21 protein-coding genes and 1 tRNA gene are annotated in these 21,629 nt (G+C 63.5%); 9 read left to right on the top strand and 13 right to left on the bottom strand.

Annotated elements, in window-relative coordinates; genetic code table 11:
* Positions 1-4 precede the first annotated feature (4 nt).
* Complete coding sequence (locus tag AC24YW_RS16290; RefSeq protein WP_487483696.1) at positions 5-628, bottom strand: TetR/AcrR family transcriptional regulator; 624 nt, start codon at positions 626-628, stop codon at positions 5-7.
* Between the two features lie 162 nt (positions 629-790).
* On the opposite strand from AC24YW_RS16290, the gene AC24YW_RS16285 reads away from it, so the two are divergent.
* Both AC24YW_RS16285 and AC24YW_RS16280 read left to right on the top strand, forming a co-directional pair.
* Positions 791-1,987, top strand: coding sequence for an acetyl-CoA C-acyltransferase (locus tag AC24YW_RS16285; RefSeq protein WP_487483695.1), 1,197 nt, complete (start codon positions 791-793; stop codon positions 1,985-1,987).
* 94 nt (positions 1,988-2,081) lie between these two features.
* A complete protein-coding gene (locus AC24YW_RS16280; protein WP_487483694.1) occupies positions 2,082-3,284 on the top strand; it encodes a multidrug effflux MFS transporter in 1,203 nt (400 codons plus the stop codon).
* A 134-nt stretch (positions 3,285-3,418) separates the two neighbouring features.
* On the opposite strand, the gene AC24YW_RS16275 is transcribed toward AC24YW_RS16280, so the two are convergent.
* The 6 genes from AC24YW_RS16275 to AC24YW_RS16250 are packed head-to-tail and all read right to left on the bottom strand — an operon-like array spanning position 3,419 to position 10,367.
* Positions 3,419-4,432 (bottom strand): NAD(P)H-dependent flavin oxidoreductase, encoded by a 1,014-nt coding sequence (locus AC24YW_RS16275; protein ID WP_487483693.1) that lies wholly within the window; start codon positions 4,430-4,432, stop codon positions 3,419-3,421.
* 22 nt (positions 4,433-4,454) lie between these two features.
* Entirely contained in the window at positions 4,455-5,642 is a 1,188-nt protein-coding gene (locus AC24YW_RS16270; protein ID WP_487483692.1) for an acetyl-CoA C-acyltransferase, read from the bottom strand.
* Positions 5,643-5,657: 15 nt separating this feature from the next.
* A complete protein-coding gene (locus AC24YW_RS16265) occupies positions 5,658-6,788 on the bottom strand; it encodes an acyl-CoA dehydrogenase family protein (protein WP_487483691.1) in 1,131 nt (376 codons plus the stop codon).
* Between the two features lie 23 nt (positions 6,789-6,811).
* Positions 6,812-7,993 (bottom strand): acyl-CoA dehydrogenase family protein, encoded by a 1,182-nt coding sequence (locus AC24YW_RS16260; protein WP_487483690.1) that lies wholly within the window; start codon positions 7,991-7,993, stop codon positions 6,812-6,814.
* 14 nt (positions 7,994-8,007) lie between these two features.
* Positions 8,008-8,745: an SDR family oxidoreductase gene (locus AC24YW_RS16255; protein WP_487483689.1), complete on the bottom strand. Its 738-nt coding sequence runs from the start codon at positions 8,743-8,745 to the stop codon at positions 8,008-8,010.
* A gap of 17 nt (positions 8,746-8,762) precedes the next feature.
* Positions 8,763-10,367 (bottom strand): class I adenylate-forming enzyme family protein, encoded by a 1,605-nt coding sequence (locus tag AC24YW_RS16250; protein ID WP_487483688.1) that lies wholly within the window; start codon positions 10,365-10,367, stop codon positions 8,763-8,765.
* Positions 10,368-10,602: 235 nt separating this feature from the next.
* Between AC24YW_RS16250 and AC24YW_RS16245 the strand changes: the two genes are divergently transcribed.
* On the top strand, positions 10,603-11,346 hold the full coding sequence (locus AC24YW_RS16245; RefSeq protein WP_487483687.1) for an SDR family NAD(P)-dependent oxidoreductase: 744 nt from the start codon (positions 10,603-10,605) through the stop codon (positions 11,344-11,346).
* Entirely contained in the window at positions 11,297-12,025 is a 729-nt protein-coding gene (locus AC24YW_RS16240; RefSeq protein WP_487483686.1) for a glutathione S-transferase family protein, read from the top strand. The genes AC24YW_RS16245 and AC24YW_RS16240 overlap by 50 nt, the downstream gene beginning before the upstream one ends.
* A gap of 24 nt (positions 12,026-12,049) precedes the next feature.
* On the opposite strand, the gene AC24YW_RS16235 is transcribed toward AC24YW_RS16240, so the two are convergent.
* A complete protein-coding gene (locus AC24YW_RS16235) occupies positions 12,050-13,249 on the bottom strand; it encodes a CaiB/BaiF CoA transferase family protein (RefSeq protein WP_487483685.1) in 1,200 nt (399 codons plus the stop codon).
* 99 nt (positions 13,250-13,348) lie between these two features.
* A complete protein-coding gene (locus AC24YW_RS16230) occupies positions 13,349-13,981 on the bottom strand; it encodes a DsbA family protein (RefSeq protein ID WP_487483684.1) in 633 nt (210 codons plus the stop codon).
* 239 nt (positions 13,982-14,220) lie between these two features.
* Here AC24YW_RS16230 and AC24YW_RS16225 point away from each other — a divergent pair, with 239 nt between their 5' ends.
* Complete coding sequence (locus tag AC24YW_RS16225) at positions 14,221-14,736, top strand: winged helix-turn-helix transcriptional regulator (RefSeq protein WP_487483683.1); 516 nt, start codon at positions 14,221-14,223, stop codon at positions 14,734-14,736.
* A 425-nt stretch (positions 14,737-15,161) separates the two neighbouring features.
* On the opposite strand, the gene AC24YW_RS16220 is transcribed toward AC24YW_RS16225, so the two are convergent.
* The 3 genes from AC24YW_RS16220 to AC24YW_RS16210 form a co-directional block, all read right to left on the bottom strand.
* A tRNA-Gly gene (locus AC24YW_RS16220) sits at positions 15,162-15,235 on the bottom strand.
* Between the two features lie 356 nt (positions 15,236-15,591).
* Entirely contained in the window at positions 15,592-15,795 is a 204-nt protein-coding gene (locus tag AC24YW_RS16215) for a hypothetical protein (RefSeq protein ID WP_487483682.1), read from the bottom strand.
* A 27-nt stretch (positions 15,796-15,822) separates the two neighbouring features.
* Positions 15,823-16,008 carry a hypothetical protein gene (locus AC24YW_RS16210; RefSeq protein ID WP_487483681.1) on the bottom strand — a complete coding sequence of 62 codons (186 nt, stop codon included), beginning with the start codon at positions 16,006-16,008 and terminating at the stop codon, positions 15,823-15,825.
* Between the two features lie 210 nt (positions 16,009-16,218).
* On the opposite strand from AC24YW_RS16210, the gene AC24YW_RS16205 reads away from it, so the two are divergent.
* On the top strand, positions 16,219-16,593 hold the full coding sequence (locus AC24YW_RS16205) for a YciI family protein (RefSeq protein ID WP_036027698.1): 375 nt from the start codon (positions 16,219-16,221) through the stop codon (positions 16,591-16,593).
* Here AC24YW_RS16205 and AC24YW_RS16200 read toward each other — a convergent pair.
* Positions 16,560-17,153: a TMEM175 family protein gene (locus AC24YW_RS16200; RefSeq protein WP_487483804.1), complete on the bottom strand. Its 594-nt coding sequence runs from the start codon at positions 17,151-17,153 to the stop codon at positions 16,560-16,562. The two genes, AC24YW_RS16205 and AC24YW_RS16200, sit on opposite strands and share 34 nt — an antisense overlap.
* 121 nt (positions 17,154-17,274) lie before the next feature.
* On the opposite strand from AC24YW_RS16200, the gene AC24YW_RS16195 reads away from it, so the two are divergent.
* From AC24YW_RS16195 to AC24YW_RS16185, 3 genes are all read left to right on the top strand, one after another.
* Positions 17,275-19,332, top strand: a complete 2,058-nt coding sequence (locus AC24YW_RS16195) for an ATP-dependent helicase (RefSeq protein WP_487483680.1) — start codon at positions 17,275-17,277, stop codon at positions 19,330-19,332.
* A gap of 56 nt (positions 19,333-19,388) precedes the next feature.
* Positions 19,389-20,369 (top strand): NADPH:quinone oxidoreductase family protein, encoded by a 981-nt coding sequence (locus AC24YW_RS16190; protein ID WP_487483679.1) that lies wholly within the window; start codon positions 19,389-19,391, stop codon positions 20,367-20,369.
* A 95-nt stretch (positions 20,370-20,464) separates the two neighbouring features.
* Entirely contained in the window at positions 20,465-21,496 is a 1,032-nt protein-coding gene (locus AC24YW_RS16185) for an LLM class flavin-dependent oxidoreductase (RefSeq protein WP_487483678.1), read from the top strand.
* Positions 21,497-21,629 lie beyond the last annotated feature (133 nt).

Below are 21,629 nucleotides of genomic sequence, written 5' to 3'. Positions count from 1 at the left end.
CAGATTATGCATTATCGCAGCTCATCGCCTTTGCCGTTCCGCGCTGCCGCTTGTGAGTCCGGCCGTCGGCAGTCATCCGTCCGGCGTCGAGAATATTGTCGGAAAGCTTCCCGGCGCCGACAGCACGCGACAGCACGATCGATCCAACCATGGTCGCAATGGCGCCCGTCGCGATTTGGCGTGCGTGGTGGGGACTATCGGCGGGAAGCATTTCGGCCAGGATGTCGATCATCGTCTCCAGCTTGGAAGCAAGCGCCCGTTGCTCGCTCGGGCTCGATCGGGCGACATCAGCGGCCAGGGCTGGAAGCGCACAACCTTGTCTGGGATTGTCGCGGTGACGGGAACTTAGGTAATCGGCGATCAGCGTCTCGAAGCGATCACCGCTGGCCTTCCGGTTCGCCAGCTTTTTCCATCGCTCGACCATTTGGTCCATTGCAAACGCGATTGCCTCGCCGACGAGTGCGGCACGCGACTCGAAATGGTTATAGAACCCGCCGTGCGTCAGACCCGCGAGCTTCATCAACGCGACAACGCTAAGTCCTTCGGCTCCGTTCTGACGCAAGCCGTAGGAGGCATTTTCGACGATCCGGCTGTGGGTCCGGCGCCTATGGTCTCCTACGTAACGCATCTCCCCTCCGTGCAAGCTGCTCGGTGACCGGCTGTTCGACCGATCCCATCCACCAGCGCTTCTGGACCGCGCTTTTGAAGTGACGGCAATATTTCATTGCAACGCCGGCCATGTTATATGATTATCGTCATATAACAACAGCGATCAACAGGAGAATTCGCCATGGCCGCCGCTTCCGATCCCGTCGTCATCCTCTCCGCGGCCCGTACGCCGCTCGGCCGCTTCATGGGCGAGCTCTCGCCACTTAGTGCTCACAAGCTCGGTTCCCATGTGATCGGATCTGCTCTGGAGCGGGCCAAACTGGCGCCCGAACGGATCGACGAGGTGTTCATGGGCAACGTGCTGCCGGCCGGACAGGGCCAGGCGCCGGCACGCCAGGCCGCGCGCGGCGCCAGATTGCCGGATGCCACCGGCGCCACCACCATCAACAAGGTCTGCGGCTCCGGCATGAAGGCGACCATGCTGGCTCACGATATCATCAATGCGGGCTCCGCCGAGATCGTTCTGTCTGGCGGCATGGAGAGCATGAGCAATGCGCCCTATTTGCTGGCCAAGGCGCGTGGCGGCTATCGCGCCGGCCACGACCGCATCATCGACCACATGCTGATGGACGGGTTGGAAGATGCCTACGAGACCGGACGCTCGATGGGGGACTTTGGCGAGGCCACGGCGGAGGCCTATCAATTCACCCGCAAGGACCAGGACGACTATGCAATCGAGACCTTGACCCGCGCCCGCAAGGCGGTTGAAGGCGGCGCCTTCAAGGCTGAGATTGCTCCGATCACGTTGACCGAGAAGGCCGGGCCCCGGATCATCTCCAATGACGAGCATCCGCTCAAAGTCGATCCCGCCAAAATCCCGGGACTTAAGCCGGCGTTCCGCGCCAACGGCACCATCACGCCCGCCGCCTCATCCGCCAATGCTGACGGCGCAGCAGCGCTCATCTTGGCGAAACGCTCGCTCGCCGATCGCGACGGCCTTCCGGTGCTCGCCGAGATCAAGGGCCATGCCACCCACAGTCAGGAGCCACAATGGTTCACGACGGCCCCGATCCCCGCTATTCGCAAGCTGTTGGACAAGGTCGGCTGGAGCGTTGGCGACGTGGATCTGTTCGAGATCAATGAGGCATTTGCCGTCGTCGCGATGGCGGCACAGAAGGATCTCGGCATCCCCAGAGCAAAGCTGAACGTCAACGGCGGGGCCTGCGCGCTGGGTCATCCCATTGGCGCCACCGGCGCGCGGCTGATCGTGACGCTTCTGCACGCGCTCGAAGCGCAAAACCTCAAGCGCGGCGTCGCGTCGCTCTGCATCGGCGGCGGCGAAGCTACCGCCATCGCGATCGAGCGCGTCGTCCGCTGATATCACGGCTGAAGGACGAGACGGACTCGGCGAGCGGCGCGAACCGCGTCACTCGCCACTTGATCTGCCCATCCCCCCGCGGCGAGGAATATCCATGGCTGATATGACGAACACCGCGTCGCGGGACATTGCTAGCTCCAGCGTCCTGCCGATCGCGATCCTTTCCGTGCTGGCCGCGATGGGAACGCTTGCGACCAACATCTTGCTGCCGTCTCTGCCGCAGATTGCGATCTCGTTGAATGTCACGACTGCGGAGGTCACGTCCGCCATCACCGTGTTTCTCGCGGTGTTCGGGTTGGGCCAACTCCTGGTCGGACCGCTTTCGGATCGCTACGGAAGACGTTGGCCGGTCCTGATCGGATTTGCCGTGTTCTTCGCCGGCAGCGTATGGTGCGGTCTGGCAACCGACCTGCCCAATCTCCTCATCGGCCGCGTCGTGCAGGCAACAGGTGCCTGCGCGACGTCGGTGCTGTCTCGCGCCATCGCCCGCGACATGTTCAGTGGCGCGGCACTGGCACGCGCGATGGCGCTCATCATGATCGTGATGTCCGCAGCTCCCGGGTTCTCGCCGCTGCTTGGCGGCGCCCTCGACCATAGCCTGGGCTGGCGCGCCGAATTCGCGCTGGTCGCGGCCTTTGCCGCCGTCGGCGCCGTTGCCTACGCCATCGTTCTTGGCGAAACCCACAATTCGATCCGCACGCCGTTCAATCCAGTTGTCGTCGGCAGGACCTATGCCGGTCTGATCGGAGACCGTCGCTTCGCTACCCCCGCGGCCGCATCGAGCCTCACTATGGGCGGCTTGTTCTCGATGTTTTCCGCTGCGCCGCGCCTATTCATCGAAGCGTTGCACTTCACGCCGATCCAGCTCGGGCTCTTCTTTGCCGGCACCGTCTTCATCGTCTTCGCCGCGGGTATGCTTGCTACAAGATTGGCACCGCGCTACGGGCTCGATGGTCCGATCCGGGCAGGTTTGTGCGCGACGGCCGCCAGCAGCCTTGCGATCCTGCTCATCTCGCTGATCAACCCGACTTTCTTGCCCTTTTTGGGCGCGATGAGCGTATATCTCCTCGGCATGGGCATTGTCAGTCCGTTGGCCACGGCGCGCGCGTTGTCTCCATTCGGCGAGAAAGCGGGCGCGGCCTCAGCGCTGCTCGGTTTCTTGCAGATGATGATCGCGGCAATCGGCGTATGGCTTGCTGCCACAGTGTCACATGAAGCAATGTTTGCGCTGGGCGTCGTGATGAGCGCGTTCTCCCTGCTGGCTCTTGGCCTGTACGCGCGGGGGCCGGGGTCTTGATGGGCGTAGTCGAGGAAACCCGATGACCGGAGGATCATACAGCTTCGGCGGCATTTATGGACCAGGCCGACTTCCAGCAAAGAGCGACGCACGCATGACCATGCGTGCGCATAACCCTCGTTAGAACGAAGGGTTCAAGCCATCGCCCGAACCGCAGCCGGCCGCTGCCCGGCGCCGTCGAGGAAACCAGTCAGGCGCTGCCGGATGAGTTTTTCCGCATCCGCCATGATGCGGTCGATCAGTTCCTTCACGGTCGGAATGTCGTGAATGAGCCCGACGACCATGCCGCAGCTCCAGGCGCCCGCATCCATGTCGCCGTCGATCATCACCTTGGGATAGACGCCCGCCACCTGGTCATGGATGTCCTCGATCTTGAGGCTCTTGCCCTTCTCGCGCTCGATCTCGAGCAGTTGCTCGACGCCCTTGTTGTTCAGGACCCGCTCTGTATTCCGGAGCGCGCGCATCACGAGCCTGGTGTCGAGTTCCGTCGCCGCGACCAGCGCCTTCTTGACGTTCTCGTGCACCGGCGCTTCCTTGGTGGCGATGAAGCGCGTGCCCATGTTCATGCCCGCAGCGCCCATCGCCAGGGCGGCAACCAGGCTGCGCGCATCCGCCATGCCGCCCGAGGCAACGAACGGAATCTTCAGTTCCTCCGCCGCGCGCGGCAACAGGATCATGTTCGGCATGTCATCCTCGCCGGGATGGCCGCCGCACTCGAAGCCATCGACGCTGACGGCATCGCAGCCGATCTGCTCGGCCTTCAGTGAGTGCCGGACCGAGGTGCATTTGTGGATCACCTTGATGCCGCCCGCCTTCAGGGCCGGCATGTACTGTTCGGGGCTGCGCCCGGCGGTTTCGACGATCTTGACGCCGCCCTCCCTGATGGCCGCGATGTACTCCGGATAGGGCGGCGCGCTGAAGGTCGGCAGAAATGTCAGGTTCACGCCGAACGGCTTGTCCGTCATGTCGCGGCAACGAGCGATCTCCTTGGCCAGCAGCTCCGGCGTTCTCTGCGTCAGGCCCGTGATCAAGCCGAGCCCGCCCGCGCTGGAGACGGCCGCCGCCATTTCGGCGAAGCCGACATAGTGCATTCCGCCCTGGATGATCGGGTGCTCGATGCCGAACAGTTCGGTAATTGCTGTCTTCACGAATGATCTCCCGCGTTGCCGCTCAGTGGATGATTTCGAACAGGCCGGCCGCGCCCATGCCGCCGCCGATGCACATGGTCACCACGCCGTACTTCGCCTTGCGCCGCCGACCCTCGATCAGGAGATGGCCGGTGAGCCGCGACCCGGTCATGCCGTAGGGATGACCGATCGCGATCGAGCCGCCGTTGACGTTGAGCTTGTCCGGATCGATGCCGAGCTTGTCGCGACAGTAGATCACCTGCACCGCATAGGCCTCGTTGAGCTCCCAGAGATCGATGTCGTCGATCTTGAGGTTATGGCGCTTGAGCAGCCGCGGGATCGCGGCGACCGGGCCGACGCCCATCTCGTCGGGCTCGACGCCGGCGGCGACGAAGCCGCGAAAGATGCCGAGCGGCTTCAGCCCCTTCCTCGCGGCAATCTTGTCGCTCATGATGACGCAGGCCGAGGCGCCGTCCGAAAGCTGGCTGGCATTTCCCGCGCTGATGGTCTTGCCCTCGAACACCGGCTTGATCTTGGCGAGGCCTTCCGCGGTCGTCTCGGGGCGTGGGCCTTCATCTTTGGTAAGCGTCACCTGCTCGAAGCTGACCTCCTTGGTGTCCTTGTTGAACAGCGCCATCCTGGTCGTGAACGGCACGATCTCGTCGTTGAAGCGGCCGGCCTGCAACGCAGCGCCGACGCGGCGTTGGCACTCGAGGCTGTATTCGTCCTGCTTGTCGCGGCCGATCTTGTAGCGCGCGGCGACGACCTCGGCGGTGTCCAGCATCGACATGTACATTTCGGGCTTCATCGCCATCAGCTCGTCGTCGACGGCGTGGAACTTGTTCATGTGCTCGTTCTGCACCAGGCTGATCGACTCGATGCCGCCGCCGATCGCGACCTCGACGCCGTCGAGCATGATCGAACGGGCGGCCACCGCGATGGCTTGCAGGCCTGAGGCGCATTGCCGGTCGATGGTGGTGCCGGCGACTGTCACCGGCAGGCCGGCGCGGATCGCGCCCTTGCGCGCCACGTTCATCACCATGGTGCCTTGCTGCATCGCGCAACCCATCACCACGTCTTCGACTTCGCCCGGCTCGATGCCGGCGCGCTTCACGGCCTCGGCCATCACGTGCCCGGCCATGGTCGGGCCTTCCGTATTGTTCAGCGCGCCGCGGTAGGCTTTGCCGACGGCCGTCCGGGCGGTGGAAACGATGACTGCTTCAGTGGTCATGCTGGCCTCTTCTCTTTACGCGGCCGCGTCCAGCTGCGCGTAACGCAGCACATGGAACGCGGGATCGCCGAACTGGATGTTAATGGACGAGATTCGCTTGAAATAGTGCCCGACGTTGAGCTCGTCGGTCATTCCCATGCCGCCGTGAAGCTGCACAGCCTGGTCAGCGACGAACTTCCCGGCATAGCCGATCTTCGATTTGGCACCCGAGGCGAGCCGCGACAGGCCGGCGTCGTCAGCGCTGAGGCTGAGACTCAGGTGCTGCATCAGGGAGAGCGCTTCCTGATGGGCAATGAACATATCGACCATTCGATGCTGCAGCACCTGGAAGGAACCGATGGTGGTGCCGAACTGCTTGCGCGTCTTCGAATAGTCCAGCGTCGCCGCGTTCAGCTCGCCGATGGCGCCGACGGCTTCCGCGCAGAGCGCGCCGATGGCGCGGTCGCGGCAGGCTTCCAGCGCGGCAACACCCTCGCCCTCTGCGCCCAGCAATTGCCCGCGGACCTCGCGCAGGCCGAGCTCGGCGGCCCGGCGGCCGTCGATGGTCTTGAAGCTCTGGAGGTTGACGCCGGTCGCGCGGCGATCGACCACGAACAGGCTGACCCCGCCGCGGTCACGGTCATCGCCGGAGGTCCGCGCCGAGACGATCAGATAGTCGGCCCAGGGTGCGGCGATCACCATGGTCTTCGCGCCGGTCAGGACGTAGTCGCTCCCCTCGCGCCGCGCCCTCGTCGCGACATTGGCAAGATCGAAACGCGATGCCTTCTCCGTCCAGGCCAGGGTCCAGATTTTCGACCCGTCGATGATGTCAGGGATGTAGCTTTGCTGCTGCTCCAGCGTGCCCAAATGCTCGATCAATCCGCCGGCCAGCACCACCGTCTCAACGAACGGCTCGACCACGAGGTGGCGGCCGAACTCATGCATCACGATCATGGTCGAGAGCGGACCGCCGCCGAGACCACCGGCGCCCTCGGAGAACGGTGCAGCGAGAAGGCCGAGCTCGGCGAAGCCGTCCCATTGCTTTCGGCTGAAGCCCTCCTCGCTGGCCACGATCTTGCGCCGCGCCTCGAAGTCGTACTCGTCGCGCAACAGGCGCTGGACGCTGGATCGCAGCAACTCCTGCTCTTCCGTGAACTGGATATCCATCCGATCCTCCCGATCCGCCCAGGCTAGAGCCCGAGCACGGCCTTGGCGATGATGTTGCGCTGGATCTCGTTGGATCCGCCGTAAATGCTGAGCTTGCGCGCGTTCAGATATTTCTCCGACGCGGTATGGCCGTAATCGGGACCGGGCATGAAGCGGTTGGCGCTGACCGGATGCTCGCGGATGGCGAGGCCATAATTGCCGATCGCGCGATGGGTGAGCTCGGTGATGGCCTGGAAGATTTCAGTGCCGCGGATCTTGAACAGCGAGGCCGCAGGTCCCGGATCTATGCCGCGGGCCATCTGGGCGACGACGCGCAGCTCGGTCGCTTCCAGCGCCAGCACGTCGAGCTCGATGCGGGCAATGTCCCGCAGAAACTCGAGATGCGCGGGATCCTCAGTCGGGATCTCGGCCCTCACGATCTGCTTCAGCTTGTTGATGTAGCGGGTGGACCGGCCGATGCCGGCCATGCTGGTACGCTCGTTGCCGAGCAGGAACTTGGCGTAGGTCCAGCCCTTGTTCTCCTCGCCGATGAGGTTCTCGGCGGGCACGCGGACGTTCTCGAGGAAGACGTCGTTGACCTCGTGGCTGCCATCGATCGTGATGATCGGCCGCACGGTGACACCGGGCGACTTCATGTCGATCAGCAGGAAGGAGATACCGGATTGCGGCTTCGCGCTCGGATCGGTGCGCACGAGGCAGAAGATCCAGTCGGCATGCTGCGCAAGCGTGGTCCAGGTCTTGTGACCGTTGACGATGTAGTGGTCGCCGTCGCGCACGGCCTTGGTTCTGACGGTTGCGAGATCCGAGCCCGAGCCCGGCTCCGAATAGCCTTGGCACCACCAATCCTCGCCGGACAGGATCCGCGGCAGAAATTTCTTCTTCTGCGCCTCGTTGCCGAACGTGTAGATCACCGGCCCGACCATAGTGACGCTGAAGGCGAGCGGCGGCAGCGTGCCGGCGCGCGAGGTCTCCTGCTCGAAGATGAAGCGCTGCGTGACCGACCAGCCCGGGCCGCCGTACTCCTTGGGCCAGAGCGGGGCGATCCAACCCTTCTTGTGAAGGATCCGGTGCCACAGCAGCGATTGCTCCTTGGTCAGGTCGGTCTCCGGATTTGGAACGCGCATTTCCGGCGGATAGTTCTCCGCAATGAAACTGCGCACCTCGTCACGAAACGCTGCATCTTCGGGGGAAAGCTTGAGCTCCATCGTGGCAGTGTCCGCTACCACTTCTCGCCGAAGGGACGGATCTCCAGCTCGAACGTCCATGCGCTTCTCGGCTGCTGGTAGAGCTGCCAATACGACGTTGCGACGGAGGACGGAGGCATCAAGGCATCCGGATCATCCAGCGCGGTGGGCCCGAGCGCCTCCAGCCGGCGTTGCCGAACCCATTCGGTGTCCACGCCGGAATCGATGATGAGATGCGCGACGTGGATATTCTTCGGGCCAAGCTCGCGGGCCATGGCTTGCGCAACCGCACGAAGGCCAAACTTCGCGCTTGCGAAAGCTGCATAACCGCTGCCGCCGCGAAGCGAGGCAGTCGCCCCCGTGAAGAAGATGTTGCCACTCCCGCGCGGCAGCATCAGGCGGGCCGCCTCGCGACCGGCCAGAAAGCCGGAATAGCAGGCCATTTCCCAGACTTTACGGAAAACGCGTTCCGTCGTTTCCAGAATCGGAAAATTGACGTTCGCCCCGATGTTGAAGATGCAGACTTCCAGCGGCGCGTGCTTGTCCGCATCGTTGAGGAAGGAGATGATTTCGTCTTCCTTGCGAGCGTCGAGCGAGCGTGCGTGAATCTCTCCGCCGGCAGCCTCGATATCCCTGACGAGCGGAGCCAGCTTATCGCCGTTACGGCGGCCGGCGAAGACCGTGAAGCCTTCTGCGGCGAATTTCTTGGCGATCTCGCCGCCGATGAAGTCTCCGGCGCCGATGACGGCCACGGTTGCGTTTCTCTTCTGCAAGATGTCCTCCCGGTAAGTTAGATATGTTGCCTGCGGAATTCGGCCGTCTGCACCGCAGGGGCTGCGCCGCCTTCGCGCAAGCTCTCCGCGAGCTTGTGCTTGAGTATCTTGCCGGTCGATGTCGCCGGCAAGGCATCGAGGATGACAATTTCGGACGGCCGCTTGTAGGAAGTAAGCTGAGACCTGACAAAATGCATCAGCGTCTCTGGTGTCGTGCGGGATCCCGGCAGCAACTGCACAAAGGCCACGATCTCCTCATTGCCGTCCGCGGCACGCCCAACCACGGCGGATTGCACGACGTCCTTGTGTGAACTGAGGACTGCTTCGACCTCCGCGGGATAGACGTTGAAACCGGACCGAATGATCATTTCCTTGGTGCGGCCGACGATGTACAGACAATCGCCGTCGAAACGTGCGAGATCGCCGGTATTGAACCAGCCCTCGCTGTCAATCACCTTCTCGGTGAGCTCGGGGGCACGATAGTAGCCCAGCATCACGTTGCGCCCGCGGACATGCAGCTCGCCGACTTCACCTGCTGCCGTCGGAAATCCCTCGAGGGTTCGCACCCGCGCCTCCACACCGGGCAGCAGCGTGCCAACGGCCTGATCCGAGCGCGGCCTATCGAAACGTACGCCTGATATTCCCGGCGAGCATTCGGTGATTCCGTAGCCGTTGAGCAAGGGAAGCCCGAACTCCTTCTCCACGCGCACCTTCAGGTTCAAGTCCAGCGGCGCGCCGGCGACGGCGATCAAGCGCAACGAGCCTCGGGGGAGTTGCTCCACGCCTGATACGCTCTTGTACTCCAGCAGGCGCTGATAGGTGGCAGGCACGCCATTGAGGATGGTGACGCCCTCCTCCGCGATGGCCTTTGCGGTCGCGGCCGGATCGTATTTGCTGACCATCCGCACCGTGCCGCCGACCATCAGCGTCATGATAAGGAGCGAGATGCCGACGATATGCGAGATCGGCAACACAAGATAGATCTTGTCGTTCTCGTTCATCCTGCGGAAGTACGCGGTGGTCTTTGCGCTGATCAGAAGATTGTCATGCGAGAGCATCACGCCCTTGGGAGTTCCCGTCGTCCCTGACGTGTAGATCAAGACCGCGACTTGCCTTGCTGGATCGGCCTCCACCGGCTGGACCACCGCGCTTTCGTTGCACGGGCCAACACCAATTTCCGGCAGCGGGCCAATTCGCCTGCTCTCGGCGCCGTAGCGAGAGGCGTGAGCAGCGGCCTCCTTCGAAATACCGGACGTGAAGAACATCCGTCGGGCGCCGCTGTGATCGCGGATCTGGTCCAGTTCGCGCGCCGACAAACGCGGGTTGGCGACAATCGCCCAGGCGTCGAGGCGGCTCGCCGCTAGCAACAAGGCGGCGAGCGCAATACAGTTCTCGCTGACAATGATCATCCGATCGCCGGCCCTGATCCCCAGCGATGAGAGCATGGTGGCGATCTCGCCAACGCGCTGCTCCAGTTCTCGATAGCTCCAGGAAGCTCCGTCCTCGACCAGCGCAATCCGGTCGGGCGCTCCGGCAACCGGTCCTGCCGTGACTTCATGGATTCGGCTCGGCAAGCCGACAGCAATCTGGTCGACACTGATCGTCTCTGAAAGCTCCGCCACGACTGACCTCCCGACCGACCATGCCGACGTTGCAATGCGGCAGACTTGCTTTCGACTTATAGTTCTTTTTTAGAACTCGTCAATCAATAAATCGTCGTCAGCCTTTTCCGGAGTCGAAATGGACAATCCATCGCAAGTAGCATTTTCCTCGTGCCTCTTACGAACCTCCGTTTACAACCCATCATCCGGCAGCTAGTCTATAGTATCAAATAAGAACTTAAAGGGAGGATCGAGGATGGCAGCGAGCCGCGGTGTAGCGATACTTGTCGGCGCAGGCGATGCCATTGGCGCGGCGGTCGCCCGGCGTTTTGCCCAAGGCGGCTATACGGTTTGCATCTGCAGGCGCGATGCGTCCAAATCGCAGGGACTCGTGGCCGAGCTGAGGGCCGCGGGGCACGACGTTCACGCATTCAGCATAGATGCGCGTCAGGAAGCGGAAGTCCAAGGCATTTTCGCGCGAGTCGAGAAAGAGCACGGGCCCGTCGAGGTTTGTCTCTACAATGCCGGCTCGAACGTCAACAAGCCTCTGCTCGACACGACGGAGAAGTTGTTCTTCAAAGCCTGGGAACTCGCCTGCTATGGTGGCTTCCTGGTTGGACGCGAGGCTGCCCGCGTGATGCTGTCGCGCGGACGCGGCACCATCTTCTTTACGGGTGCGACGGCAAGCGTGCGTGGCGGCCCGGGATTTGCAGCATTTTCATCAGCGAAGTTCGGCCTTCGTGCGGTGGCCCAGGCGATGGCGCGCGAGCTTGGACCGAAGAACATTCACGTCGTGCATCTCCTGATCGACGCCGGCGTGGATAGCGAGGCGATTCACCAACGCATGAAGGCAGCGAAGGGCATCGAAGCAAGCGACATTCCGCCCGATAGCCTGACCAAGACGTCTTCCATTGCCGAAGCCTATTGGTTCACCCACCAGCAAAGCAAAGATGGCTGGACCCACGAGCTCGATCTCCGTCCGTCCGTGGAGAAATGGTAATATGAATGCGACACCAGACCTGACCCTGTGGGGCGTTGGAACGAGTCGCACCATTCGTCCGCATTGGGCCCTGCACGAACTGGGCTTAGCCTACAAGACAAGGCCCATTGGCCCGCGAACCGGCGAAACGAAGACCGCAGAATACACGAAGCTCAATCCGCGCCAGAAGATCCCGCTGCTTCAGGATGGCGACTTCTGCATCGGCGAGAGCGCAGCGATCGTTGCCTACCTGTCGCGCATGTATTCCACGCCGGAGCGATCGCTCATTCCGGACGCCCCGCGGGAGTATGCCGCGTGGCTGGAATGGTGCTTCTTTATCGTCGCGGAGCTGGATTCCACCAGCCTTTACGTGATGCGCCGCCATCGGGCCGACGCGCTCGGACCGATCTACGGCATTGCGCCCGAGGTCGTTGCCCAGGCCGGCGAGTATTTCCGCCAGCAGTTGCGCCATGTCGAAGTCGCGCTCGCAGATGGCCGGCAATTCCTGATGGGCGACCGGTTTACGAGCGCAGACATCCTGCTCACGACGTGCCTCGAGTGGGCCATAGCCTATGGCGTCGGCATTTGCGACAACGCTCAGCCCTATCTCGAACGCATCAGGACACGGGAAGCCTTTCAGCGAGCCGTTGCGGCGAATGTTCCAATGGCACCGATCACGCCGGCGCCGGCGAAGGTCTAGAAGACGTCGCCGACGGCGTCGCGGTTAGACTGCGACGCGCACGCTGCGCTCGGCGACCATCTTGTCGATGGCGCCGTCGTCGTAGCCCAGCTCGTGCAACACGTCGCGGGAGTGCTCGCCCACCCTGGGAGCAGGCCCACCGATTGTGGCTTCGTTGATCGCAAATCGCGCTGCCGGCTTAGGTTGCCGCACCCGCCCCACTTTCGGTTGATCGAACTCCGCGATGATATCGCGCGCGACAACCTGTTCATTGTGAATGATCTCGCCCCGCCGCAGGATCGGCGAACAGGGGACGTCGGCGGCGTCCAGACGCTCCAGCCATTCCGCGGTGGTGTGCTGGCTGATATATTCCGCCATCTTGTTGATGCGTGCCGTGGCGTTGACGGAACGCGCCGCCGGCGTCGCGAAACGGGGATCCTTGGCCAGCTCCGGATCGCCGGACGCCCGGCAAAATCCCTGCCATTCGGAATCGGAAATGGTACCGGCGGTGATGTAGCCGTCGCTGGTCTTGAAAACGAGATCGGGCCGGTCGTTGGGATCGGCAGTAGCGGCTTCGGCACCCACCACCGTGTATTGCATCATGCCTTCGGGCCACAAATACGAGATCATCGCGTCCAGCATGGCGACCTGGATGTGATCACCCTGCCCTGTCTTCTCGCGGGCATAGAGGGCAGCCGCTACCGCCTGGGCGGTGAATACGGCGGTGGTCTTGTCGCAGACGATGGTCCGGATCATCTGCGGACGGTTCGTGACCGGCTGCGACTGGATATCGGCAAAGCCCGAGAGGCCCTGAATGATCGGATCGTAAACACGCTTCTTCACATAGGGTCCGGTGTCACCAACACCGCTGATCGAAACATAGATCAGGCGCGGATGGCGCTGGCGCAACGCTTCGACGCCGAGACCGAGGCGCTCCATGGTGCCGGGCCGGAAATTCTGCACCAGCACGTCCGCCTTCGCGACCAATTTGGCCAGAACCTCACGGCCGGCCGCGCTTTTGACGTCAATCGACAGCGAGCGCTTGCCGCGGTTTGAAGAAATGAATAGCGCGGAGAATTCGCCATCCTTATCAATGGTGGCGCGGCTGCGCCGGGTAATGTCGCCGCCGATCGGCTCGATTTTCAGGACGTCCGCGCCCTGATCCGCCAGGAACATGGTCGCGAAAGGACCCGACACCACGCCTGTCAAATCGAGGACACGAACGCCGTTGAGGGGGCCGGGCATGACATTCTCCCTGAATTGGTTTTGTTGTAGGGCCGACTGAGCTTTCGTCATGCAGGCGCGCGGACGTCTGCCCGGCTCTGCAAGGCTCCAGTTCTGGCCTTAGGCCGTCTTCGAAACGGGCTGGCCGATCTGCTCGACGATCGACTCCTCCACATCGCGGAGCTGGTCCTTGCCGAAGAACATCTCATTTCCAACGAAGAAGGTCGGCGAGCCGAATGCGCCGCGGTTGACGGCGTCGGTGGTCCGATCGATCAGCCCCTTCTTGACGTCATCCTGCTGCGCGCGCGCAAGCAACCGATCGATATCGAGGCCTGAGGAGATGAACGCTGCTCGGAAGGTCTCGAGGTCATCCATCTTCTTTGGCTCCTCCCACATGTGGTGGTAGGCCGCGCGGAAATAGGGTTCGAACACGCCTTCGAACTGCGCCGCGACGGCGCCGCGCATCAACATCAGTGTGTTGACCGGAAAGAATGGATTGGGACGAAACTTCGTCACGTTATGCCGGCGAATGAAGCGCCGCGTCTCCAGCGCCTGGTATTCGGGTTTGTTCTTGATGCCATGAAGCGACTCGAACGGAGACATGTTGCCTGTCGCCTTGAAGATGCCGCCGAGCAGGATCGGCACATATTCGAATTTCACGCCGGTGCGTCGTTCGATTCCGGGAAGGGCAAGCTCCGCGAGGTAAGCGTTCGGGCTGCCGAAATCGAACAGGAACTCAACTTTCAGGGACATGTCAGCTCCTCCCGCAGAGCGCAATGTTGGTCAGGTTGGGTGATCTTCTGGGCCGAACGAAAGCCGTCGTTCGTTTCTATAGTTCTAAAATTGAACTGTCAAATCCGCGCTGAATGCCAGAGTTTCGAACAAGTGCCAGGGGTATTGTATCCACTTTAGTACCTATCTAGAATGGTGTGAGCGGCGCCTGCCGCTTCCCCTGATTCGAACGGAACAGGCCCGGTCGACCGGAGAGCGGAATGAAATGGGATGAACTTGAGGAAGAGCCTTGTTCGATGGCTCGCACCATCGGTGTGATTGGTGACCGCTGGACTCTTCTGATTCTCCGCGAATGCTTCCTACGCACGCGCCGCTTCGAGGGCTTTCAGTCCGCGCTGGGGATCACACGCCACCTGCTCGCCGAACGGCTGAAAAAGCTGGTTCGGCAGGGCGTCCTGCGCCGCATTCCCTACCAGGAGTCGCCTAAACGCCACGAGTATATCCTGACGCAAAAGGGCCTCGACCTCTACCCGATCATGATGGCGCTCGTGCATTGGGGCGACACCCACATGGTGGACGAACGCGGACGTCCCCTGCTGCATGAGCACCGCAAGTGCGGAAAGATGTTCGACCCCGTGATGGTGTGCTCGGAATGCGGCGAGCCGCTTTCAGCCAAGGAAGTTCATGTCCATCCGGGTCCAGGTGCGCGCCCGGCTCCGGAGAGAGCCTTGCTCGACAAGAAAGCAAAGCCGAAGCCCCGCAAGAAAGCGGCGTGAGGATCCCAAGCCGCGTTTCCCGCAACGGCCGCGGGGCGACTCGCGCCCCGAACGCAGTATTCAGTCTGCTGGCAAATTCGACGGTCATAGCCTCGACATCCAGTCAGGATGGAAAGGTGAGTTCTGGTTGATCAGATGCCCGCCCTCATAGCCGGACGGGCCTATGGCTGCGACGCCCGCCGACAAGCTCAAGCTTTCGCACCCCCGGCGCGCCCAAGGGCTCAAAAATGCCGGTCACTTCTCAGCTGTCGAAAATCCGTCGGACTTGGCCCGCGTGATAATGAAGACGGATTGACCGCAGAACCGCTCCAAGGCTGAACCTTCGCCATTTCGCCTGCAACCGCTCAAGGTGCGGCGATCCAGCGAACGCGATCGCACAGGATCGCAAGTCATCGCTCAAAATCGCGCCGTGGCGTAGAAAATCGTGGAGCGGGTGAAGGGAATCGAACCCTCGTATTCAGCTTGGAAGGCTGCTGCTCTACCATTGAGCTACACCCGCGTTACCGGCTCCCTAACACGGCCGGGCGGCGGTCTCAACTGCCCAGGAGGCCGCTTTCCGGCGTCTGCGGCGGCCTTGCGAACCACCCGGGTTCCTGCGGACCCGCCGCCCCTTAACAGCGACGGGATCGCCGCCTATATTGGAGACTTCCGCAACCAACGAAAGGAGGTGATCCAGTGTCTTATCTCAAGCGCTGTCACCTCGCTGGGATCGCCCGCTAGGCTTTGAGTTGGGCTTGGCATCGGGGCGCTCTCAGCCCTAGACCAGCGAGCAAGAAATCGGGCGCGACGGGGCTTCCCCGCCGCGCCTTTCATTTGGATGTCTCTCTCAGGCTTCCTGGAAACGGATCGGCCGGATCATCCGGCGCGAAGCCGCTGGCGCAGCGCGACGGCGGCGATCAGCATGCCGACGCACCAGGCCATAACGGCGCGGTGCGGCGCCTCGCCGAGCAGCACCGTGAACAGGCTCGTCAGAAAGCAGGGGACGATGGCCTTTGAGGTCCGGCTCATCAGCGCGAGCAGGAACGGAATCGCCGCGATCGATATCTGCAGGACGTCCATTTCGAACGCCGGTCTCGGCGAAAGGCTTCAGAAGCCGAAGATGCCGAGCACGCGCCGCCGTTTGCCGCGCCGGCTCTCGACGATCCGCTCGCCGCCGTTCTCGGCCGAGCTGCCGTAATAGCGGTGATGGCCGGCCTGGTCGTGCAGATCGGCCGGCTCCGACTGTCCCGCCCGCCACGCGTCGCAGATGATCTTGATGGTGTGACCCGACATTGCCGCCTCCAGCAAAGAACTTGTTGTTTGTGGTTCATCAGTCGCGACCCGTTCCGGCGGCGTTCACAGGGCAAGCGCGCAATCGGGTTTCAGGACGGTTTCGCCGCTTGCCGGCCACGCAATATTTTGCTTCCGAAGTGTCGGCCCGGGCCGCCGTGCCACGTCCTCAGGACTTGCGCAGAAACAAAAGCAGAAAAGAACGAGGTGACGATGCTGTACGCCATCCTGGCCTATCACGTGGAAGACGAAGTCCTGTCCTGGACGCCGGAGCAGGACGCCGCGGTCGTCGCCAAAGTCATCGAGGTTCAGGCGCCGCTGCGGGCCAGCGGGCAGTTTGGACCGGCGGCCCGGCTGGATGAGACCCGCAAGGCCCGGACCTTGCGCGGCCCCGGCGCGGGAATGGTGCTGGACGGGCCGTTTGCCGAGACCAAGGAGCAGCTTCTCGGCTTCCATTTGATGCAATGCGCCACCGAGGAGGAGGCGATCGAAGCGGCGCGGAAGCTGCGCGCGGTCAATCCGACCGCGGTGTACGAGATCCGTCCGGTCAAGCTTTACGTGCCGGCCGATGGGTTCGGCGCGACGTAGAAGCGCTGGATCAGGAGCCCGCCGAAGGCAAAACACCAGACGTAGGGCGCAAGATGCGGCGCAAACGCCGCAACGATGGTGCCCGGGATGAACACGGCGACCGGAAACAGCGAAGCCACGATCTCCCGGCTCCAGCCGCGCAGGATCGTCCACCACAGCAAGGCATTGAGGCTCGCGATCATGGTCAGGTGCAGGCCGTAGAGCACCGCCACCGCGCTGCTCAGGGTGTAGTTGGTGTAGAGCCCGTTGGTGACCGGCAGCAGCACGATCGAGAGCAGGAAGAACAGGTTGAGGACCACCAGGCCGCGGCTACCGACGGGCTGACGTGCCAGCCGGCGGTGATGGCTGATCCAGAACACGCCGGCGATGATGAAGCTGAGCGCGAAGCCGGCGAGCTTGCCGGAATACACCCGGGCGAGATCGCTCCACTCGGGCGCGCCACTGAACACCGCCGCCTTCGGCAGATCGTAGGCCAGCAGCGTCATGGCGACGCCGAAAATGGTGTTGCTGAGCGACTCCAGCCGCCGCATCTCGAATTGTTCGGGCTTGAGCTCGGTCATCTCGCCATGGGGTGCTGGAACCAAAGGGGCCCTTCCCCCTAAATCCTAATTCCAGTTCCGTCCAGCCGCATTGCGATTCGCGCCGGGATCGCCGAGTCTGGTCCTTTCACCGGGGCGATTCGTGGCGACATATCTGGACACGCTCAATGCGGAGCAGCGCCGCGCCGTCGAGCATGGCGTGGCCGAAGGCGCAACCGTGGGCGGCCCCCTGCTCGTCATCGCCGGTGCCGGCTCCGGCAAGACCAACACGCTGGCCCACCGCGTCGCGCATCTGATCGTCGCGGGCGCCGATCCTCGCCGCATCCTGCTGATGACCTTCTCCCGCCGCGCGGCCGCCGAAATGGCGGGCCGGGTCGAGCGCATCGCGCGCAAGGTGCTGGGCGAGAACAACGCCGCGATCATGCGCGATGCGCTGACCTGGGCCGGCACCTTCCACGGCATCGGCGCGCGGCTCTTGCGCGAATATGCCGAGCGGATCGGCGTCGACCCCGCTTTCACCATCCATGACCGCGAGGATTCGGCCGACCTGATGAACCTGGTGCGGCACGAGCGCGGGCTGTCGAAGACCGAGAGCCGCTTTCCCGCCAAGGGCACCTGCCTGTCGATCTACTCCCGCTGCGTCAATGCGGAGATGGAGATCGAGAAGGTGTTAGGGGTGCATTATCCCTGGTGCGCGGGCTGGGCCGCCGAGCTGAAGGGCCTGTTCGCGGCTTACGTCGAGGCCAAGCAGGCCCAGCACGTGCTCGATTACGACGATCTCTTGCTGTACTGGTCGCAGATGATGAGCGATGCGCTGATCGCTGAAGAGATCGGCGGCCGCTTCGACCACGTGCTGGTCGACGAATATCAGGACACCAACCGCCTGCAATCCTCGATCCTCCTGGCGCTCAAGCCCGACGGGCGCGGTCTCACCGTGGTCGGCGACGACGCGCAATCGATCTATTCGTTTCGCGCCGCCACCGTCCGCAACATCCTGGACTTTCCGCAGAGCTTCTCGCCGCGTGCGGAGATGATCACGCTCGACCGCAATTACCGCTCGACGCAGGCGGTGCTGTCGGCGGCGAACGGCGTCATCGGCCTCGCCCGCGAGCGTTTCACCAAGAACCTCTGGACCGACCGCACCTCTGGCAGCAAGCCGCAGCTCGTCACCGTGCACGACGAGGCTGATCAAGCACGCTACATCGTCGAGGCGGTGCTGGCGAACCGCGAGCAAGGCGCGCTGCTCAAGCACCAGGCGGTGCTGTTCCGGACGTCCTCGCATTCGGGTCCGTTGGAGATCGAGCTGACCCGCCGCAACATTCCCTTCGTCAAGTTCGGCGGGCTGAAATTCCTCGATGCCGCGCATGTCAAGGACGTGCTGGCGCTGCTGCGCTTTGCCGAGAACCCGCGCGATCGCGTCGCCGGCTTCCGCATCCTGCATCTGTTGCCGGGCATTGGACCTGCGACCGCACAGCGCGTGCTCGACCAGATGGCGGAAAGCGCCGACCCGCTGGGCACGCTCGGCCAGCTTCCGGGGCCGGCGCGCACCGGCGCGGACTGGGCCGATTTCGTCCGCACCGTCGAAAACTTGCGCTATTCGGAATGGCCCGTCGATCTCGAACGGGTGCGGCTCTGGTACGAGCCGCATCTCGATCGCATGCACGAGGATGCCGAGACGCGCCGCGCCGATCTGATGCAGCTCGAGCAGATCGCGAGCGGCTATTCCTCCCGCGAGAAATTCCTGACCGAGCTCACGCTCGATCCGCCGGATGCGACCAGCGACAAATCGGGTCCACCCTTGCGCGACGAGGACTATTTGATCCTCTCCACCATCCACTCCGCCAAGGGCCAGGAGTGGAAGTCGGTGTATGTGCTCAACGTCGTCGACGGCTGCATGCCGTCCGATCTCGGCGCCGGCACCAGCGCCGAGCTCGAGGAGGAGCGCCGCCTGCTCTATGTCGCCATGACCCGCGCCAAGGACGATCTGCACCTCGTCGTTCCCCAGCGCTTCTTCGTGCACGGCCAGGCCGCCAGGGGCGACCGCCACGTCTACGCCTCGCGCACCCGTTTCATCCCGGAGCAATTGGTCTATCTGTTCGAGCGCACGGCCTGGCCGAAGGCAGCGGCGGGCGCCGCTCGCAACCCGGCGCAGGGGCCGAAGATCGACATCGGGGCGAGGATGCGCGGGATGTGGCGGTAAACGCAAGAGATTGCGGTCGGCACCCGTCAGGATCACGCGAACAACAGAGGTCCGATATGAAAGCCGTCGTCGTCGAGCAATATGCCCCCATCGATCAGATCGAGCTGAAAAATGTCCCGCCGCCGCCCATCGAGCCGGGACAGTTGCGCATCCGCGTGGAGGCCGCCGGGATCGGCTTCGTCGACGGCTTGAAGATCGAGGGCCGCTACCAGACCAAGGATCCCCTCCCCTTCATTCCCGGGACGGAGTTTGCAGGCGTCGTGACCGACGCGCCCGGCACGCCCGGGGGCTTTCAATCCGGCATGCGCGTGATGGGCATGACGCGATCCGGCGCGCTGGCCGAGGAGATCGTCGTCAGGCCCGAAGCACTCCATCCGCTGCCGGACGGCGTCGCGGCCGAGGTCGCCGCCTCGTTTCGCGCCAACTACCTGACGGCGCTCTATGCGCTGAGCGCGCGCGCCATGCTGGGCGCAGGCGAGCAGCTGCTCGTGCTGGGAGCGGCCGGCGGCACCGGAATTGCGGCGGTGCAGATCGGCAAGCTGCTCGGCGCGCGCGTCATCGCGGCGGCATCGACGGCGGAGAAGCGCGAATTCGCGCAAGCGCACGGCGCCGACGCGGCGATCGACTACACGCAGCCCGGCTGGCGCGACACGCTCAAGGAGTTGACCGGCGGGCATGGCGCCGACGTCATCTTCGATCCCGTCGGGGGCGAGATCTCGGTGCAGGCGTTCCGCTCGATCGCCTGGCGCGGACGCCATCTCGTGGTCGGCTTTGCCGCCGGTGCGATCCCCGCGCTGCCGTTCAACCTGCCGCTGCTGAAGGGAGGCGCCCTGCTCGGCGTCGACCTCGCGCAGATCCCGATGCGCGAGCCCGACGTGCAGAAGCGCCTGATGTCACAATTGACGGGCTGGCTTGCCGACGGCCAGCTGAAGCCCGTGGTCGGCCGCGTCTTCGCGCTGAACGATTTCCGCGAGGCATTCAGGACCATGCAGACGCGCGGAGCGCTCGGCAAGATGGTGGTGCGCGTCTCGACATAGGACGCAGAACCGAAACCGAGCATTTCCGAAAGCCGCCTTGTCGCCTGGCCGCGGTCCATTAAGTCTGACCGATCCTCCCCGCAGAGATCAGATCAATGACCGCACCGCTGGAATTCGGACTGGACACATTTGGCGACGTCACCAGGGACGCCTCCGGCGCGATGATTTCGCATGCGCAGGTGATCCGCAACGTCGTCGACGAAGCGGTTCTGGCCGACGAGCTCGGCCTCGACTTCATCGGCCTTGGCGAGCACCACCGCGCCGATTTCGCAATCTCCTCGCCTGAAACCGTGCTCGCGGCGATCGCGTCGCGCACCAGGCGCATCCATCTCGGCTCCGCCGTGACGGTGCTGTCTTCGGACGATCCCATCCGCGTGTTCCAGCGCTTTGCCACGCTGGATGCGGTCTCGAACGGACGCGCCGAGGTCATCCTCGGCCGCGGCTCGTTCACCGAATCCTTCCCGCTGTTCGGCTTCGACCTGCGCAAATATGAGGAGCTGTTCGAGGAGAAGCTCGACCTCTTCGCTGCGCTGCTGTCGCAGCAGCCGGTGAGCTGGCAAGGCAAGCTGCGTCCGCCGCTGCGGGATCAGCTGGTCTATCCGGCGGTCGAGAACGGCACGCTCAAAACCTGGATCGGCGTCGGCGGCAGTCCGCAATCGGTGGTGCGCGCCGCGCATTACGATCTGCCCCTGATGCTGGCGATCATCGGCGGCGATCCCGCCCGCTTTGCGCCTTACGTGGAGCTCTATCACCGCGCCTTCAAGGAATTCGGCCGCCCGACCCAGCCGATCGGCGTGCATTCGCCGGGCTACGTCGCCGAAACGGATGCGCAGGCGCGCGAGGAGCTATGGCCCGATTACAAGGCGATGCGCGACCGCATCGGCAAGGAGCGCGGCTGGCCACCGATGGGACGCGACGAGTTCGTCCATGAGGCCGAGCACGGCTCGCTCTATGTCGGCGCGCCGGAAACGGTCGCGCGCAAGATCGCGAAGACGGCGAAGGCACTCGGCATCTCGCGCTTCCAGCTGAAATATTCGGCGGGGCCGCTGCCGCACGAGAAGCTGATGCGCAGCATCGAGCTCTACGGGCGGAAGGTGGTGCCGATGGTGCGGGAGATGATGGGGTGAACTGCGTCTAGAGCCTACGCTCTGCGGGCCACGGCACGGCAGCCTTCTTGGACAAGTATCGAACTCATTGTCTTGGCACCCAGCTCCGAAGCTCGTGAGGCATTCGAGCAAGTTAGACACGGTGTCATTGCGC

The sequence above is a fragment of the Bradyrhizobium sp. USDA3516 genome, assembly GCF_057651995.1.
Note: the sequence above shows the minus strand (reverse complement) of the source record. Positions and strands in the feature narration are given on the sequence as shown.

Coding starts and splice junctions, on each gene's coding strand:
- AC24YW_RS16290 (WP_487483696.1), bottom strand. CDS start 628: ATGCGTTACGTAGGAGACCATAGGCGCCGGACCCACAGCCGGATCGTC.
- AC24YW_RS16285 (WP_487483695.1), top strand. CDS start 791: ATGGCCGCCGCTTCCGATCCCGTCGTCATCCTCTCCGCGGCCCGTACG.
- AC24YW_RS16280 (WP_487483694.1), top strand. CDS start 2,082: ATGGCTGATATGACGAACACCGCGTCGCGGGACATTGCTAGCTCCAGC.
- AC24YW_RS16270 (WP_487483692.1), bottom strand. CDS start 5,642: ATGACCACTGAAGCAGTCATCGTTTCCACCGCCCGGACGGCCGTCGGC.
- AC24YW_RS16265 (WP_487483691.1), bottom strand. CDS start 6,788: ATGGATATCCAGTTCACGGAAGAGCAGGAGTTGCTGCGATCCAGCGTC.
- AC24YW_RS16260 (WP_487483690.1), bottom strand. CDS start 7,993: ATGGAGCTCAAGCTTTCCCCCGAAGATGCAGCGTTTCGTGACGAGGTG.
- AC24YW_RS16245 (WP_487483687.1), top strand. CDS start 10,603: ATGGCAGCGAGCCGCGGTGTAGCGATACTTGTCGGCGCAGGCGATGCC.
- AC24YW_RS16240 (WP_487483686.1), top strand. CDS start 11,297: ATGGCTGGACCCACGAGCTCGATCTCCGTCCGTCCGTGGAGAAATGGT.
- AC24YW_RS16235 (WP_487483685.1), bottom strand. CDS start 13,249: ATGCCCGGCCCCCTCAACGGCGTTCGTGTCCTCGATTTGACAGGCGTG.
- AC24YW_RS16230 (WP_487483684.1), bottom strand. CDS start 13,981: ATGTCCCTGAAAGTTGAGTTCCTGTTCGATTTCGGCAGCCCGAACGCT.
- AC24YW_RS16225 (WP_487483683.1), top strand. CDS start 14,221: ATGAAATGGGATGAACTTGAGGAAGAGCCTTGTTCGATGGCTCGCACC.
- AC24YW_RS16215 (WP_487483682.1), bottom strand. CDS start 15,795: ATGGACGTCCTGCAGATATCGATCGCGGCGATTCCGTTCCTGCTCGCG.
- AC24YW_RS16210 (WP_487483681.1), bottom strand. CDS start 16,008: ATGTCGGGTCACACCATCAAGATCATCTGCGACGCGTGGCGGGCGGGA.
- AC24YW_RS16205 (WP_036027698.1), top strand. CDS start 16,219: ATGCTGTACGCCATCCTGGCCTATCACGTGGAAGACGAAGTCCTGTCC.
- AC24YW_RS16200 (WP_487483804.1), bottom strand. CDS start 17,153: ATGACCGAGCTCAAGCCCGAACAATTCGAGATGCGGCGGCTGGAGTCG.
- AC24YW_RS16190 (WP_487483679.1), top strand. CDS start 19,389: ATGAAAGCCGTCGTCGTCGAGCAATATGCCCCCATCGATCAGATCGAG.
- AC24YW_RS16185 (WP_487483678.1), top strand. CDS start 20,465: ATGACCGCACCGCTGGAATTCGGACTGGACACATTTGGCGACGTCACC.